Origin of the sequence: Microbacterium sp. NPDC089190 (assembly GCF_040701795.1) — a bacterium.
Lineage (GTDB): Bacteria > Actinomycetota > Actinomycetes > Actinomycetales > Microbacteriaceae > Microbacterium > Microbacterium galbum.
Genome location: NZ_JBFBHF010000001.1, coordinates 537,353 through 553,398 on the forward strand (window position 1 = coordinate 537,353; position 16,046 = coordinate 553,398).

Sequence of the window (16,046 nt, forward strand, 5' to 3'; positions counted from 1 at the left end):
GACGCCCTGCCTAAACTCGAAGAGTGCTGACCGCCCTCCGCTCGCGCGTGCGCGCCGCGCGCGACTTGCCGCTGCTCCGCCCGCTCGTCGCCCGCGCCGACCGGCTGTGGTGGGCGCGGGTCATCCGCCGCGCCGGCGTCGTCGACCTCGCGTACGTGCGCGCCCAGGTGGGCAGGCCCCTGAGCGAAGCAGCGGCCGTCCGTCGGTACGTGAACGGGGGCTTCCGCGACGGGCTGCGCCTGTCGCCGCTCTTCGTCGACACGGCGGTCGGCGACCACCTGCCCGAGGCATGGCGCGTGCCCGCGCTGTACGCCTACCTCGTCGCCGATCCACGGGGGCTGCAGGTGAGTCCGCTGTGGGATGCCGTGGCCTACGGCACCGCTCATCCCGAGGCCTGGGAGGCTCCCGGCGGACCTCTCGGCCACGCCTGGCGCCACCGTGAGACGCACTCGCTCCCCCTCGGTCCGCGATCCGAGCCCGCCGCGGCATCCTGGCCCGACTTGTCGCGCGTGATCGTCGAGGCCGCCCGTCGCGCCCGAGTGGGCGGCGAGGTCGGCCCGGCGCCGTCGGCGGAGCCCGTCGATCGCGAGTTGATCGTCGCGATCGGCCCCGAGGAATGGGACTTCGACGAATCGTTCGCCGAAGCGGTCTCCTTCTCGGACGTCCCCGGACAGGGGGTTGCGATCGCCGTGCTCGACGACCGCGCGGAGGATTGGACGCTCGCGTCACTGTGGGCCGCGGGCCGCCCCCGCGTCCGCATCAGTCGGCGACGTCACGACGACGCGTCCCTCGCGCTCGACGAACTCGTCGCCTCCTCCCGCGCCGAGATCATCGTCGTGAGAGGACCGAACCAGACCCTGACCGCCGCCGACGCCATGCGTCTGGCGGAGCGCGTGGAGAAGAGCGCCGCCGGGACGGTGCTCGGTCCGGTGTGGAGGGACGGCGACGGCACGATCGCCGCAGTCGGAGCCACCGCCGATGGACGCTTCCTCGCCGGACACCCGATCGAAGACCTCGCCGCCCTCGCTCCGGCGACCGATCTCGAGGTCCCCGCCCTGGCCGGGAGCACCTTCGCCGCGCGCCGCGCGGAGGTCACCGTCGCGCTGCGCGGTCCCGACGCGGCTGCCCGCCTCGAGGGACGGGCCGTCGTCGCCCTGGACGTCGAGACGCGCACGCGCTCGCGTGCCGAACCGGCGCATCTCCCACCGCACCTGACGGGCGGTGGGGATCTCCTGCTCCGCGCCGGGTGGGAGCGCCTCGCCCAAGGCCCTCTGCCACGTGTGAGACGTCCGCAGCGCCAGGTGGAGCTCCCCGACGGCACGCACGTGCCCGCCCTGAGATGGGCGCTGCGGACGGCCGCACCGGTGGGCCCTCGCGCGGAGGGCTGGGGCGACACCCACTTCGCCCGGGCCCTCGCCGACGCCCTCCGGCGCCTCGGACAGGAAGTCGTCATCGACTCGTACGCCGCCCGCACCCGCCCCACGCGGCATCTCGACGACGTGACCGTGGCCCTGCGCGGTCCCGAACCGCTCGAGGCCTCCCCCACCGGTGTCTCGCTGCTGTGGGTCATCAGTCATCCCGACCAGGTGGGTCCGGACGACGTCGCGGGGTTCCACGAGGTCTTCGCCGCGTCCGCGCCGTGGGCCGAGGCGACAGGCCGCGAACTCGGCGTGCCCATCACCCCTCTGCTGCAGTGCACCGACGCGACGCGCTTCCACCCCGCCGGACGACCCCGCGGCCATGACATCCTCTTCGTCGGCACGGCGCGCGGCATCCTGCGCCCCTCCGTCGTGGAGCCCATCAGAGCCGGCATCCCCGTGACCGTGATCGGCCCCGACTGGCGCGGATGGATCCCTGCCGAGCGCATCGCCGCCACCGGGGTGGGCAACGACGAGCTTCCCGCGCTCTACGAGACCGCGGGGGTGGTGCTGAACGATCACTGGCCCGCCATGCAGGAGCGGGGGTTCATCGGCAATCGCCTCTTCGACGTCGTCGCCGCCGGTGGTCGCGCCGTCAGTGACCGCGTCGAGGGTATCGAGGAGCTCTTCGGCGGTGCGGTGCGCACATGGGAGGGGGTTCCCGACCTGCTCGACCTGCTCACCGGCGACCTCGACGCCGCCTTCCCCTCTGCGCCCGACCTGGATGCGGTGTCGGCGCGCATCCGCGCCGATCACTCCTTCGACGCCCGCGCACGGACGCTGCTCGACGCGGCGCTGCGGCGCCGCTAGAGGGTACGGCCTACCAGCGCGTCGCCACGGTCGGCACTCTGCACAGGCGCATACGGCCGACACGTCGATGCGCCGTCGATGGCGGAGCATCGGGGCTGGCAGAATGGAAGCCATGCTCCCGGAGAAGCCCTCGCTACGTGGCGGAGGGCTCTCCCGGCTCTGGTCTTCGAGCCTCGTGCGGTACCTCGTCATGGGCGGACTGTCCTTCGCTTTCGACTTCGGCCTGCTCTGGCTGCTGTACGACATCGCCGGCGTCCCGCTCACCGTCGCGACGCCCACCGCATTCCTCGCGAGTTTCGTCGTGACGTACACGCTGCAGCGCCTTTTCGCCTTCCGCGCGACCGCTTCCGTCGCGCCCAGCGTCGTCCGCTACGCCCTCCTCGTCGTGGCGAACACGGCCCTGACCACCGGGATCGTCGCCCTCGCCGACTCCGCAGGCTGGCCCTGGGCAGCCGGCAAGCTCATCGCCGTCGCAGTGACCACAGTGGGCAACTACTTCGCGTACCGCTACTGGGTCTTCGCCCGTCCGAAAGGTTCTCCGACGCATGTATAAAGGTGCCATCGTGGCCGCCGTGGTCCCCGCGTACAAAGAAGAGAAGATGATCGCGCGGGTCATCGAGACCATGCCGGATTTCGTCGACCACATCGTCATCGTCGACGACTGCAGCCCCGACGACACCAGCGGCGCCGTGAACCGAGCGGACGACGGGCGCGTCACCCTGATCCGCCACGAGGTGAACCAGGGCGTCGGCGGAGCGATCATCACCGGTCACCGCACGGCGCTGGACCTGGGCAGCGACGTCAACGTCATCATGGCGGGCGACGCGCAAATGGACCCGGCCTACCTCCCCGCCCTGTTGGACCGAGTGGTCGAAGACGGTTTCGGGTTCGCCAAGGCGAACCGCTTCTACTCCCCCGAATCGTTCACCGGGATGCCGGGGTATCGCGTGTTCGGCAACATCGTCTTGTCCTTCATCACGAAGCTGTCCTCCGGTTATTGGAACCTCTTCGATCCCCAGAACGGGTACACCGCGATCCGCTCCGAAGCGCTGCGTCGCGTCCCTCTCGAGCGCGTGGCCAAGCGCTACAGCTTCGAGAACGACCTCCTGATCCACCTGAACATCCTCCAGGTGTCCGCGGTCGACGTGCCCATCCCCGCGGTCTACGGCGACGAGGTCTCGAGCATCAAGCTGAGCAAGGTCATCCCCGAGCTGATGCACCGTCTGACCGTCGGCTTCTGGCACCGCATCTGGTACCGCTACGTGCTGTGGTCGTTCTCGCCCATCGCCCTGTTGCTGTTCCTCGGTCTGCTCTTCCTCGGCTTCGGCCTCGTCGTGACCGTCTGGCTGTTCTTCCAGATCCTCGGCTCGGTGATCGCCACGGCCGCCACGGTGATGCTGGCGGCGCTCCCCCTGATGTTGGGGACGCAATTGCTCATCAGTGCGCTGCAGCTCGACATCCAGGCCACGCCATCGACGCCGGAGCACACCCCTTTCGCGACGCGCTGACGTCTTCGGGAACGACGAACCCCCGGCGCACGTCTGAGCGCGGCGGGGGTTCGTCGTTGTCAGAGGGCTGCCGCGACCGGCTCCGTCGGGCGCACGAGGCGTCCATCGTCGGATGCCGACTCGAGCGACGCTTCGACCACACGGAGCACGTGTACGGCCTCGCGCATCGTCGACAATGCGGTGCTCACGCCGTTGACCGTATCGCGGAAGGCCTCGAGCTCGGCGCGCAGCGGCTCGCGTTTGGGGAAGGCGAAGCGCGTGACGTCCCCTTCCGACACCCCCCGGAATGTCGAGACCGACTCCCACTCGAGCGCGGCCGTTCCGTTGCGGTGCAGAGTCAGATCGGCGGTGGCGGTATCGGCGATGAAGGTTCCCCGCTCACCGGTGACGACCGTGACGCGCTCCTTCATCGGGCTCAGCCAGTTGATGAGGTGGTTGACCACGGCACCGTCGGTCAGCCGACCGGAGATCGCGATCATGTCCTCGAAGGAGCGGCCGCTCTGGAAGGCGGTCTGAGCCGACACCGCGGCGTATCCTGACTGGGCGACCCAGGCGGTGAGATCGATGTCATGCGTCGCCAGGTCTTTCGCCACCCCGACGTCGCCGATGCGGGCCGGGAACGTGCTCTGACGCCGTGTCGCGATTTGGTAGACATCGCCGATTTCACCCTCGGCCAGCCGCGCGCGCAGCTGTTGGAGCGCCGGGTTGAAACGCTCGACGTGACCGACCGCGCCGACGAGACCTCGCGACTCGAAGAGGTCGGCCAGCGCCTGTCCTTCCTCCGAGCTGTCGGCGATGGGCTTCTCGACAAGCACATGAACGTCGGAATGCGCGAGTGCGGCCGCCGCCGACGCATGAAATCGCGTCGGGACCGCTACCACCGCGATGTCGAGACCGGCGGATGCCAGTGCTTCGACGTCGGGGAGCACAGTCATCCCGCCCGCGACACCGTGAGGGTCGCCCGCCGGGTCGGCGACGGCGACGAGCTCGACGCCGTCGATCTCGCGCAGGAGCCGTGCGTGGTGGCGGCCCATCATGCCGAGGCCGAGGAGGCCCGCGCGAAGGACGGCGCTCATGATCCGGCCCCCGCCACGGCCGCGACGGCCGCGACGATCCGCCCGAGATCGTCATCGCTCAGCGAGGGGTGCACCGGAAGCGAGACGACCTCGCGCGCGGCGCTCTCGGTCTGCGGGAGATCGAGCCCCGGGGCGAACCGTGTCAGCGAGGGGAGGCGGTGGTTCGGGATCGGGTAGTACACGCCGCTGCCGACCTGGTGCTCCGCGCGCAGCGCGCGCACGAAGCCGTCGCGGTCGTCCTGGACGCGGATCGTGTATTGGTGGTAGACGTGGTGCACCCCGGGGGCGACGACGGGGACCTCGACGCCGGTGAGGTGGGCGTCGAGGAACGCCGCGTTCTCGCGACGCTTCCGCGTCCATGCGTCCACTTTGGTCAGCTGCACGCGACCGATCGCCGCGTGCAGATCGGTCATGCGCGCGTTGAAGCCCACGATCTCGTTCTCGTACTGCCGCTCCATGCCCTGATTGCGCAGCAGACGGAGCATGCGTGCGATCTCGGGGGATCCGGCGGTGACCATGCCCCCCTCGCCGCTGGTCATGTTCTTCGTCGGGTAGAGCGAGAACATCGTGAAGGAACCGAAGGTGCCGACGGGGCGGCCGTCGATCTTCGCCCCGTGAGCCTGCGCGGCATCTTCGAAGAGCGCGATGCCGTATCGCTCCGCCAGCGCGGAGAGCGCGACCATGTCGGCGGGGTGACCGTAGAGGTGCACCGGCATGATCGCCCGCGTCTTCGGGGTGATGGCCGCCTCGACGCTCGCGACGTCGAGCGTGTAGGTGACGGGATCGATGTCGGCGAACACCGGGGTCGCCCCCGTGAGCGCCACGGAGTTGCCCGTCGCCGCGAAGGTGAAGGACGGCACGATGACCTCGTCGCCGGGGCCGATCCCGCAGGCCAACAGCCCGAGGTGCAGGCCCGAGGTCCCCGAGTTGACGGCCACCGTCTCGCGACCGTCGACGAAGTGGTCGGCGAACTCGCGCTCGAATGCGGCGACTTCGGGCCCCTGGGCGATCATGCCGCTGCGGAGAACGCGGTCGACCGCGGCTCGCTCGTCGTCGCCGATGAGCGGCTTCGCTGCCGGGATGAGATCAAGCACGTGTTTCCTCCTTGAGTGCGCCGTCGAGCTCGACGAAGCGTGCGCCGGTGCGCGGGCAGGTCCACACCCCGTCGTGCTGCGCCAGCGGCACGCCGGCAGGTCCCACCCAGCCGATGCGCTTCGCCGGCACCCCCGCGACCAGCGCGAAGTCGGGGACGTCTTTCGTGACGACCGCTCCGGCTGCGACAGTGGCCCACCGGCCGACGACGACCGGGGCCACGCAGGTCGCGTGCGCCCCGATGGACGCTCCCTCGCGAACGGTCACTCCGACCGGTGTCCAATCGGTCGCCGACTTGGGCGATCCGTCGGGGTTCACCGCGCGAGGATGGGTGTCGTTCGTGAACACGACGGCCGGGCCGACGAAGACGCCCCGCTCCAGCCGTGCCGGCTCGTAGACCAATGCGTGGTTTTGGATCTTGCAGTTGTCGCCCACCTGGACGCCCGATCCGATGTACACGCCGCGTCCGATGACGCAACCGGTGCCGACGACGGCGCCCTCGCGCACCTGTGCCAGGTGCCAGACGGAGGTGCCGTCACCGATGACGGCACCCGTCACATCAGCGGATGGATCGATGCGGGGGGACGTCTGCGCGGACGGATCTGTGGTGTGGTGCACGGCGGACCAGTTTATCGGGACGGGGTGCCGCCATCAGGGCGCCACCCGGAGGGCGAGTCAGACCGAGGACGCTCCGACGAAGGAGACGCTCGCCGCCACCGTGCCCACGGTCACGTCGTCTCGCGTCTTGACGGTGAAGAGCGCTCCCTGCGCCAGGCCGTGGCTGCTCGGCTCGCTCACCCCGGCGGCGTTGGCATTGACGTAGTACTGACCGGCACCGAGATTCACCGCGGCGACCCGCAGATCGACGGCGACCGGACCCTCGATGGGATCCAGACGGTGCTCGAGCATCTCGGTGTTCGACGCCAGCACCATGTGCCCGAGAGGCGTGTCGATGCTGAAGCCGAGCTCCCATCGCTCGATCGGCTTCATGGAGTCCACGTGGACGCGGATCGTCAGGGGATCGCCCTCGTTCACGACCTTCGTGGGCGAGCCGTCGTCGGCGAGCAGTTCGACGCGCTTCACCTGGATGGGGTGCACCGTCTGTTCGGGCGGAGCTTCACCCACCCGGCGACCTTCGAGCACGTCGCGTAGGGCTCCGATGGCGGCGCGGGTCTCGCCGTCGAAGACGACGGCTCCGTCCTTGAGGACGATGCCCCGGTCGCAGAGTTCCGCGACCTGCTGCGCGGAGTGCGTCACGAGGATGATGGTGCGCCCCTGGGCGCGGAACTCCGCGATGCGGTCCATGCATTTGCGCTGGAAGGTCTCGTCGCCCACGGCGAGGACCTCGTCGACGAGCAGCACGTCCGGGTCGGTGTGAATGGCGACCGCGAACGCCAAGCGCACGTACATGCCGGAGGAGTAGAACTTCACCGCTGTGTCGATGAAGTCGCCGATCCCGCTGAACTCCACGATGTTGTCGAATTCGCGGTCGATTTCCTCGCGAGTCATTCCGAGGATCGAGGCGTTGAGATAGACGTTCTCTCGACCACTCAGATCGGGGTGGAACCCTGCTCCGAGTTCGAGCAGTGCCGCCATGCGTCCTCGGGTCTCGACGATGCCGGACGAGGGCGAGAGGATTCCGCCGATGAGCTTGAGCAATGTGCTCTTGCCCGAGCCGTTGGCCCCGAGAAGACCGACGGTGGTTCCGGCCTGGATGGTCAAGGAAACGTCGTCCACAGCGACGAAATCACGACGGTGGGTCTTGCCGAGACGGCCCAGGTGCACGACCCGGTCTTTCAGGCTGTTGTCTTTGCGCACACGGAAGTGCTTCGAGACGGAGGACAGGCGCACGATGTTCGGCGCGGCGGTGGCAGAGTTCGGCATCACAGCTCCTGAGCGAAGTTGCCCTGCATGCGGGTGAAGACGCGGTGCGAGATCACGAGCAGGACGAGGCCGATCACGCCTGCGATGAGCATGCGCAGCCCGAGGTTGGCGGGGTAGTCCTCGATGGTGCCCGCACCCCAGAAGGCGCGGTGGAAGCCGAGCACGGCGATGGTGAGGGGGTTGGCCGCGTAGACCTCGAGCACCCACTCCGGCAGCTGGAAGCGAGTGATGACGTCCTGCACCATGCGCCACGAATAGACGATGGGCGCGCCCCACATGGCCAGCATGAGCACGACCTCCGTGAGGTACTGGATGTCGCGCAAGTAGACGTTCAGCGCTGACAGCAGCAGCCCGATCGCGAGTCCGTAGATGGTGATCAGGATCACCGATGGGAAGAACCACAGCATTTCTACCGGCTCGGGGAGCGCTCGGAACAGCAGGGCCGCCACGACGAGTACGCCCAGCTGCACGAGGAACATGAAGCCTGCACCGCCGATGCTCGCGAGCGGGAAGATCTCGCGCGGCAGATAGATCTTCTTGACGAGTCCGCCGTTCTGCAGGATCGACCCGGTCGCCCCGAAGACCATGTCGTTGAAGAACACGTAGAGCGTCAGACCGGAGAACAGGTAGACCGCGAAGTTGTCGATCCCCTCGGCGGCCCGGAGGAATTGGCCGAGCACGATGAAATACATGAGGAACTGAATCAGGGGCCGGATGACGGTCCACAAGAATCCCAGGAAGCTGTCGCGATAGCGCGCCTGCAGATCGCGGCGCACCAGGAGGTTGAGCAGGTCGCGACGAGCGAGGATCTCGCCCACCTTGCCCAGCCGGCCCGTGGCACGACGGCCCTTGGCGTCGACGACCGCGTACGGCGCGTCGGCGATGCGGGCGAACCTCGCCTCGGTCTCCATGCTCATCGCTTTTCTTCTCGCTGTCGTGTCATCGGTTCTTCCGTCGTCTTCTCACACCATCGGCAACCCGGTGGATCCAGCGCCCCGGCCGGCGCACGGGATCCATCAGCCGCCGCATCCGATGGACAGCGCCCATGTGATTGAGCCGCATGTACATCCGAAGGAAATCTTTCCCGGAACCCTTTCCGACGAATCCCACGGCGCGCAGCCGGTCGATCTTCTCGAAGGCGTATCCCGGGGTGGTCGCCGACATCTCGTCGAGCTTGTAGTCCAGGGCCGTGAAGCTGACCGCCGCGTAATCGGGTGCCACGATCGTCCGGGTGTGAAAACCCGCTTCGCCTGCCGCGTAGGACGGCATGCGCTCAAGGATATGCGCGAGTCCACCGTCTTGGTACGCCTCCGCGCCGCCGAAGTCGGAGTAACGCCAAGAATGCTCGACGAGAATGCGCAGCGCCTCGGGCCGTGCGAAGAACATCGATCCGTACGGCGCCAACGGCGACACGTCGTCCAAGGGAACGCGGATGCCGAGTTCGTCGGCGAGACGCTCGAACCCGGGTTTGTTCGCCCACCAGGCTCGTCCGAGCGTCGGGTAGCCGATGTGGATCATGGGCGGGTAGGCGAGGCCGAGCCCCGGTTCGCGCTGGAACAACGCCACCACGCGCGACGTGTGCGCATCGTCGTGAAGGAGGTTCAGGAACTGCTGCTCGCGGAAATGCGTGCCGACGTTGTATCCGTCCTGCGGCGTCTTCTTGCTGTGGAGCTTGACCACGAGATCGTATCGGTCCGACACCAGCACGTCACGGCATCCGACCAGGAACGCGCTCTGGTCGCGGCCGTCGTTGGACTCCACCACCCGGACCTCGACCGAGCCGCGCTCTCCCGGGAGCGCGGCGATCCGCGCCCGGATACGCGCGGCGCGCTCGGCGTCCGGGGTCGTGACGACGAGGTCGTACGGCATCGGCAGCGTGTCGGCCCGCTCGATCATCTCGTCTGTCATCTCGTCGTAGAAGATGTGGGCGATCACCACGACCCGCATCGGGCGAGAGGGGTCGTACGGGTCATGGTCCGCGCCGATGACGTCCATCAGACCCGCGTCGGCGTTCAAGACCTTGGGAGCGACGTTCCGTGCGAGATTCGACAGCGCCATCTCGACCGGGTATCCCCCCTCCGCGGCGGCGTCCAGGGCCCACCTCCCGATGACCGCGTGGCGGTCGAGGAAGGGCGGCCAGTGAAAGAACGGACGACGCTTCAGCACGGGGCATCCGTCGTCGATCAGCGCGCGCGGGGCGAAGAGCGACGCGTTGACGCAGCCGTAGTCCTCGGAGGCGAAGGCGGCGGCGGATACGAAACCGTCGTCGCGGAACGCCTGTGTGAAGACGATCTCGTGGTGCACCACCGCATCGGTGTAGGAGGTGAGGGCGGGCAACTCGCTCCAGTAGCGCTCCCACCGATCGGACAGGAACATCTCCCGACGCACGGCGAGCCAGTACGACTGGAGGTGATAGGGCAGCGTGCCCTTGCCGGTGATCGGGTTGTGCTCCTCGGGTGTGTGGTCGGTCATCCCCCAGAAGTGAACGGCACGCGCGTCCATCCGCTCGAAGACGGGAGCGAAGGGACGCACCGGACCGAACCACGTGTCGTTGGTGAGCACGATCTCGTCGTACTGCGACAGCTCTTCTCGCAGATGCCGCAGGGCGTGGCGCTGCGCGCCGATGTCGAACCCGCTGTTCTCACGCACGACGACCTCGTCGACGACAGGCTCGAGTCGTGCGCGGCCGGACGCCGTGAGGCTGCCGTTCACCACGACGACGATGCGAGTGCTGTGCGGACGGAGACCCTGCAGCGCGTGCACGACGTAGTCGTCGACACCCCCGCGACGGTCGAAGATCGTGTACACGATCAACCGGCGCCCCTCGTCGGGGAAGGCCACGGGAGGTGGGACCTGGAGCTCGCTCACGCGCGGCCTCCTCTCACCAGGCGGCGACCCGTCGCGACGCCGGCGCGCGCCGTGCGCAGAACCGCGCGCGCTCCCCGGCCGAACGGACGCATAACGGGGTCCAGACGCTCGACGACTGCGTTGTGATTCGTCTTCATGTACATGCGGAAGAAAGCGACCGCGCCCGCCGTGCCCATCCAGCCCGCACGGTGCAGGAATTGGATCTGCTCGACCGGATACCCGGGTAGGTTGACCGCCAGCTGGTCGATCTTGTACTCGACCGCAAGGTGCGTCAGGCTCGCGTGCTCGGGGTCGAGCACCGTCCGCACGTGATATCCATCCTCGCCGGCGGCCGCGGAGACCAATCGCTCCAGCAGACGCTGCATGTCGGGAACGCGCTCGCGCGACCGGTCGCGGAAATCCCGGTAGGTGAACTTCTCATCGAGAAGTGGGCGGAGGGACGCCGGCCGTCCCGCCCACATCCCGCCCAGCGGTGAGAGCGGCGTCACCCCGTCGAGCGGGACGCGGATGCCGAGTCGGTCGGCCATGTCGTGGCCCATCCCCCGATACCACGACCATCCTTCCCCCGTCGTGGCGTATCCGGTCTCGATGACGGGAGGGATCACGACACCGAGACCGGGCTCGCGCACGAAGAGCGCGAGGAGGTTCGCAATATATGCGGGGCTGCCCACGAGGTTGTCGCGCATGTAGCGACGGAAGTACTCGGCGACCGTTCGTCCCCGGCGCACGGGGAGTCGGTCGTGGAGCTTGACGAAGACGTCGTAGCCGCCGTCGAGCAGCTCGTCGCGGCATCCGATCAGGAAAGCACTCATGTCGCGACCCTCGTCAGAGGGGACGACCCGCACGTGGGCGTCGCGGACGCCGGCACCCTGGGCACTCACCAGTTCTTCCAGGCCGGGAACGAGAGCCCCGTCCGACGTCGTCACGATGACGTCGACCGGCGCCGGGAACCAGGAGAGGCGCTCGACGAGCGGAGCGACCGTCGCTATACCGGTGGCGTGCAGGACCACGAGCACACGCAGGACGGAGGGGTCCTCGGATGCCGTGACGACCGTGCGAGGCAACACCTCGAGCATCGCCAGATTCGTGTTGATCACCTTCGCGGGCACGGTGCGCGCGAGATTGTCGAGGATGAGCGCCGTCGGATAGCCGTATCCCTCGACGCTCTCGACGAGCGTCCGACCGATCACGGCGTGCCGGTCGAGGAAGACGGGCCAGTGGAAGAAGGGCCGGCGCTTGACGAGCGGGCAGCCGTCATCGAGCAGCAGTGTCGGGTTGAACAGCGCCGGGTGGTCCGTCGGATAGTCGTCGGAGGCGAATGCGACACCGGACGTGAAGCCCGCCTGCACGAAAGTCTCCGTGAAGAGGGTCTCGTGCTTGAGGACGGCGTCGAAGTACGACGGCATCTCCGGCAGCTCTCGCCAGTACCGTGCCCAGCGGTCGGACGCCAGCATGTCGCGACGCACCGCGATCCAGAACGACTGCAGGTGGTAGGGCAGAACGCCCTCACCCGTGAAGGGATTGGGTTCCTCCCGCGCGTGGTCCGTCATCCCCCAGAAATCGACGTCGAGGGCATCCATCCGATCGAAGACCGGCCCATACGGGCGCACCGGACCGAACCAGGTGTCGTTCGTGAACACGACCTCGTCGAAATCGCGCAGATCCGTCCCCATGTGATCGAGCGCGTCTTTGTGGGCCCAAATGTCGAACCCCACATTCTTGCGCACCAGGATCTCGTCGGACACCGGCTCGAGGCGCTTCCGCCCCTCCGGCGTCAGCGACCCGTTGACGACGACCAGGATGCGCGTCGCACGATCACGCAGACCCGCGAGCGCGTGGACGACGTACTCATCGATACCGCCACGCCGGTCGTACACGACGTAGATGACGAGCCGACGCCCATCCGAGGGGAAGACCACCAGACGCACACCTTTCGGTCCCAATACCGCATCCATCGGTGCTTCGGATGCGGCAGGGACCTCGACCGCACACAGACCACCCGCGAGCTTAGAGCGGACCGCGGTCGCTTCCCTGAGCAAGGGCCTTGAGGAGGTAGTCGCCGTAACCGCTCTTCACGAGCGGCTCCGCGCGCTCGCGCAGTTGCTCGTCGGTGAGGAAGCCCATGCGCCAAGCCACCTCCTCGGGGCACCCGATGGACAGCCCCTGCCGCTTCTCGACCGTTCGGATGAACTCGGTGGCCTCGCTGAGGGAGTCGAACGTCCCGGTGTCGAGCCACGCCGTACCGCGCGGGAGGAGCTCGACGCGCAGACGTCCCTGCTCGAGGTAGGTGCGGTTCACGTCGGTGATCTCGAGCTCGCCTCGCGGAGAGGGGGCGAGGCCCCGGGCGATCTCGATCACGTCGTTGTCGTAGAAATAGAGTCCCGGTACCGCGTAGTCGCTCTTGGGGAGGGAGGGCTTCTCTTCGAGCGACACCACCCGGCCCGCGGAATCGAATTCGACGACCCCGTAGGCCGTCGGGTCAGCGACCCGGTATCCGAACACGACACCGCCGTCGAGATCCGTGTACTGGCGCAGACGGGTGCCCATGCCCTGCCCGTAGAAGATGTTGTCCCCCAGGACGAGCGCCACGGACTCGGAGCCGATGTGCTCCTCTCCGAGGAGGAACGCCTGGGCCAGGCCATCGGGCGACGGCTGCACCTTGTAGGTGAGCGAGATGCCGAAGCGCGAGCCGTCGCCCAGCAGCCGTTGGAACTGCTCGGAGTCCTGGGGAGTCGTGATGATGAGGATGTCCCGGATGCCGGCGAGGATCAGCGTGGACAGCGGGTAATAGATCATCGGCTTGTCGTAGACCGGGACGAGCTGCTTCGAGATGCCCAGCGTGATGGGATGAAGTCGCGAGCCCGTTCCGCCCGCCAGAATGATTCCGCGCATGGCTTCAGTCTTCCTCATCCGCACGGACCCACCAATCACCCCGCCCCGGGACAGGGACGCTCTCCCCGGTAATCTGAAGCGCATGAGTCGTCTTCTCGTCACCGGTGGTGCCGGTTTCATCGGATCCAACTTCGTGCACCATGTCATCGCGCACACCGACCACACGGTGACCGTGCTGGACAAGCTCACCTACGCCGGGAACGAGGCATCTCTCGCGGGGCTCCCCGAGGACCGCGTGCGCCTGGTCGTCGGTGACATCGCGGACGCCGCCGTCGTCGACCCCCTCGTCGCGGAGGCCGACGCCGTGGTGCACTACGCCGCGGAGTCGCACAACGACAACTCGTTGCACGACCCCCGCCCGTTCCTCGACACGAACATCATCGGGACGTACACGCTGCTCGAGGCGGCCCGCCGTCATGACGTGCGCTTCCACCACATCTCCACCGACGAGGTGTACGGCGACCTCGAGCTCGACGATCCGGCCCGCTTCACCGAGAGCACGCCGTACAACCCCTCATCGCCCTACTCCTCGACCAAGGCCGGTTCCGACCTCCTCGTTCGCGCATGGGTGCGATCGTTCGGGGTCCGCGCGACGATCAGCAACTGCTCCAACAACTACGGGCCGTACCAGCACGTCGAGAAGTTCATCCCCCGGCAGATCACCAATGTCCTGCGCGGAATTCGTCCGAAGCTGTACGGCACCGGCGAGAACGTCCGCGACTGGATCCACGCCGACGACCACTCCTCGGCCGTCCTGACGATCCTCGACAAAGGCGAGATCGGCGAGACCTATCTCATCGGCGCCGACGGCGAGAAGGACAACAAGAGCGTGGTCGAGCTGATCCTGCAGATCACCGGGAACCCCACCGACGCCTACGACCTCGTCACCGACCGCCCCGGACACGACCTCCGCTACGCGATCGACTCGACGAAGCTGCGCACCGATCTCGGGTGGACCCCGACCTACGGCGACTTCGAGTCCGGCCTCGCGGCGACCATCGACTGGTACCGCGACAACGAGGCCTGGTGGGCTTCCACCAAGGACGGCGTCGAGGCGTTCTACGCCAGCAAGGGGCAGTGACCCGGTGTCGATCGACTTCGGAAAGGCGCTCTCGGTCCGGGAGACGACCATCCCCGGCCTGATCCTGCTGGACCTGCCCGTGCACGGCGACTCGCGCGGGTGGTTCAAGGAGAACTGGCAGCGCGAGAAGATGACGGCGTCGGCCGTCGACCTGCCCGACTTCGGCCCCGTCCAGAACAACATCTCGTTCAACGACGCCGTGGGCACCACCCGCGGCATCCACGCGGAACCGTGGGACAAGTACGTCTCCGTCGCCACGGGTCGGATCTTCGGCGCCTGGGTCGACCTGCGCGAGGGCGATTCCTTCGGAGCAGTCTTCACCGCCGAACTCGACCCCTCTGTTGCGATCTTCGTGCCGCGGGGCGTCGGCAACTCGTACCAGACGCTTGAACCCGACACCGCCTACACCTACCTCGTCAACGACCACTGGTCACCCGACGCGACGTATACGTTCCTGAACCTCGCGGACGAGACGGCCGCCATCGCGTGGCCCATTCCCCTGGACGAGGTCGAGATCAGTGCGAAGGACCAGAACCACCCGCGTCTGGCCGACGTGGTCCCCATGCCGCCCAAGAAGATCCTCGTGACGGGCGCCAACGGTCAGCTCGGCCGGGCCCTTCGCGAGCAGTTCGGCGAGCATCCCTGGATCGAGTACGCCACGCGCGCCGAGCTCGATCTCACCTCCCCCGACCTCGGTGCCGCGCGCCGCTGGCGCGACTACGGCACGATCATCAACGCCGCGGCGTACACGAAGGTCGACGCGGCCGAGACGCCGGACGGACGCGTCGAGGCCTGGGCGGCCAATGTCACCGCGGTGGCGGCGCTGGCGCGGATCGCGATGGCGAACGGGATCACTCTCGTCCACGTCTCGAGCGACTACGTCTTCGACGGGACGAAGGACGGCGCCTACGGCACGGAAGACGTCGTCAGTCCCCTGGGGGTCTACGGGCAGACGAAGGCCGCGGGCGATGCCATCGTGGCCACCGTGCCGCGCCACTACATCCTGCGCACGAGCTGGGTCATCGGCGACGGAGCGAACTTCGTCCGGACGATGGCGTCACTCGCCGAGCGCGGGATCGACCCGCGCGTGGTGAACGATCAGGTCGGACGCCTGACGTTCACCACCGACATCGCCTCCACGATCCAAGGTCTCCTCGATGCGGCCGCTCCCTTCGGCGTCTACAACGTCACGGGGGTCGGGACTGCGCGCACCTGGTACGACATCGCACGCGAAGTGTTCGCGATCACCGGACACGACCCCGAGCGCGTCTCCGGGGTCGGCACCGACGAGTACTTCGCGGCGTCCCCGACGCCCGTCGCGCCTCGCCCCCGCAACAGCGTGCTGCTCGTCGATGAAGCAGGCCCCGTCTTCACCGGCGATATGGGAGAGAGATTGCGCGCCTACCTTCAGGGATGA

At 67.9% G+C, this 16,046-nt stretch carries 13 protein-coding genes; 5 read left to right on the plus strand and 8 right to left on the minus strand.

Annotated features, from left to right (window positions below):
- Positions 1–23: 23 nt before the first annotated feature.
- From AB0230_RS02760 to AB0230_RS02770, 3 genes are all read left to right on the plus strand, one after another.
- Positions 24–2,228 carry a hypothetical protein gene (locus tag AB0230_RS02760; RefSeq protein WP_366373836.1) on the plus strand — a complete coding sequence of 735 codons (2,205 nt, stop codon included), beginning with the start codon at positions 24–26 and terminating at the stop codon, positions 2,226–2,228.
- Positions 2,229–2,340: 112 nt separating this feature from the next.
- Positions 2,341–2,781, plus strand: a complete 441-nt coding sequence (locus AB0230_RS02765) for a GtrA family protein (RefSeq protein WP_366373838.1) — start codon at positions 2,341–2,343, stop codon at positions 2,779–2,781.
- A 10-nt stretch (positions 2,782–2,791) separates the two neighbouring features.
- The gene (locus tag AB0230_RS02770; protein ID WP_366373840.1) at positions 2,792–3,736 is read left to right on the plus strand and encodes a glycosyltransferase family 2 protein; all 945 of its coding nucleotides are present in this window, start codon (positions 2,792–2,794) and stop codon (positions 3,734–3,736) included.
- Between the two features lie 59 nt (positions 3,737–3,795).
- Here the strand turns inward: AB0230_RS02770 and AB0230_RS02775 are convergent, their stop codons facing one another.
- The 8 genes from AB0230_RS02775 to rfbA form a co-directional block, all read right to left on the minus strand.
- The gene (locus AB0230_RS02775) at positions 3,796–4,812 is read right to left on the minus strand and encodes a Gfo/Idh/MocA family oxidoreductase (RefSeq protein WP_366373842.1); all 1,017 of its coding nucleotides are present in this window, start codon (positions 4,810–4,812) and stop codon (positions 3,796–3,798) included.
- Positions 4,809–5,906 (minus strand): DegT/DnrJ/EryC1/StrS family aminotransferase, encoded by a 1,098-nt coding sequence (locus tag AB0230_RS02780; protein WP_366373844.1) that lies wholly within the window; start codon positions 5,904–5,906, stop codon positions 4,809–4,811. The genes AB0230_RS02775 and AB0230_RS02780 overlap by 4 nt, the downstream gene beginning before the upstream one ends.
- Positions 5,899–6,522 carry an acyltransferase gene (locus AB0230_RS02785; protein WP_366373846.1) on the minus strand — a complete coding sequence of 208 codons (624 nt, stop codon included), beginning with the start codon at positions 6,520–6,522 and terminating at the stop codon, positions 5,899–5,901. Before AB0230_RS02785 ends, AB0230_RS02780 begins: the two co-directional genes overlap by 8 nt.
- 57 nt (positions 6,523–6,579) lie before the next feature.
- On the minus strand, positions 6,580–7,788 hold the full coding sequence (locus AB0230_RS02790) for an ABC transporter ATP-binding protein (RefSeq protein WP_366373848.1): 1,209 nt from the start codon (positions 7,786–7,788) through the stop codon (positions 6,580–6,582).
- Entirely contained in the window at positions 7,788–8,705 is a 918-nt protein-coding gene (locus AB0230_RS02795) for an ABC transporter permease (RefSeq protein WP_366373850.1), read from the minus strand. The genes AB0230_RS02790 and AB0230_RS02795 overlap by 1 nt, the downstream gene beginning before the upstream one ends.
- Positions 8,706–8,727: 22 nt before the next feature.
- On the minus strand, positions 8,728–10,656 hold the full coding sequence (locus tag AB0230_RS02800; protein ID WP_366373852.1) for a rhamnan synthesis F family protein: 1,929 nt from the start codon (positions 10,654–10,656) through the stop codon (positions 8,728–8,730).
- On the minus strand, positions 10,653–12,575 hold the full coding sequence (locus tag AB0230_RS02805; protein ID WP_366373854.1) for a rhamnan synthesis F family protein: 1,923 nt from the start codon (positions 12,573–12,575) through the stop codon (positions 10,653–10,655). The genes AB0230_RS02800 and AB0230_RS02805 overlap by 4 nt, the downstream gene beginning before the upstream one ends.
- Before the next feature lie 88 nt (positions 12,576–12,663).
- Positions 12,664–13,548 carry a glucose-1-phosphate thymidylyltransferase RfbA gene (gene rfbA / locus AB0230_RS02810; protein WP_363393106.1) on the minus strand — a complete coding sequence of 295 codons (885 nt, stop codon included), beginning with the start codon at positions 13,546–13,548 and terminating at the stop codon, positions 12,664–12,666.
- 82 nt (positions 13,549–13,630) lie between these two features.
- On the opposite strand from rfbA, the gene rfbB reads away from it, so the two are divergent.
- Positions 13,631–14,629 carry a dTDP-glucose 4,6-dehydratase gene (gene rfbB / locus AB0230_RS02815; RefSeq protein ID WP_366373856.1) on the plus strand — a complete coding sequence of 333 codons (999 nt, stop codon included), beginning with the start codon at positions 13,631–13,633 and terminating at the stop codon, positions 14,627–14,629.
- Positions 14,630–14,633: 4 nt separating this feature from the next.
- On the plus strand, positions 14,634–16,046 hold the full coding sequence (locus AB0230_RS02820; RefSeq protein WP_366373858.1) for a bifunctional dTDP-4-dehydrorhamnose 3,5-epimerase family protein/NAD(P)-dependent oxidoreductase: 1,413 nt from the start codon (positions 14,634–14,636) through the stop codon (positions 16,044–16,046).

Excerpts from the sequence above, each read along its gene's own strand:
- AB0230_RS02765 (WP_366373838.1), top strand. The coding sequence starts at position 2,341 with ATGCTCCCGGAGAAGCCCTCGCTACGTGGCGGAGGGCTCTCCCGGCTC.
- AB0230_RS02775 (WP_366373842.1), bottom strand. The coding sequence starts at position 4,812 with ATGAGCGCCGTCCTTCGCGCGGGCCTCCTCGGCCTCGGCATGATGGGC.
- AB0230_RS02790 (WP_366373848.1), bottom strand. The coding sequence starts at position 7,788 with ATGCCGAACTCTGCCACCGCCGCGCCGAACATCGTGCGCCTGTCCTCC.
- AB0230_RS02795 (WP_366373850.1), bottom strand. The coding sequence starts at position 8,705 with ATGAGCATGGAGACCGAGGCGAGGTTCGCCCGCATCGCCGACGCGCCG.
- rfbA (WP_363393106.1), bottom strand. The coding sequence starts at position 13,548 with ATGCGCGGAATCATTCTGGCGGGCGGAACGGGCTCGCGACTTCATCCC.
- rfbB (WP_366373856.1), top strand. The coding sequence starts at position 13,631 with ATGAGTCGTCTTCTCGTCACCGGTGGTGCCGGTTTCATCGGATCCAAC.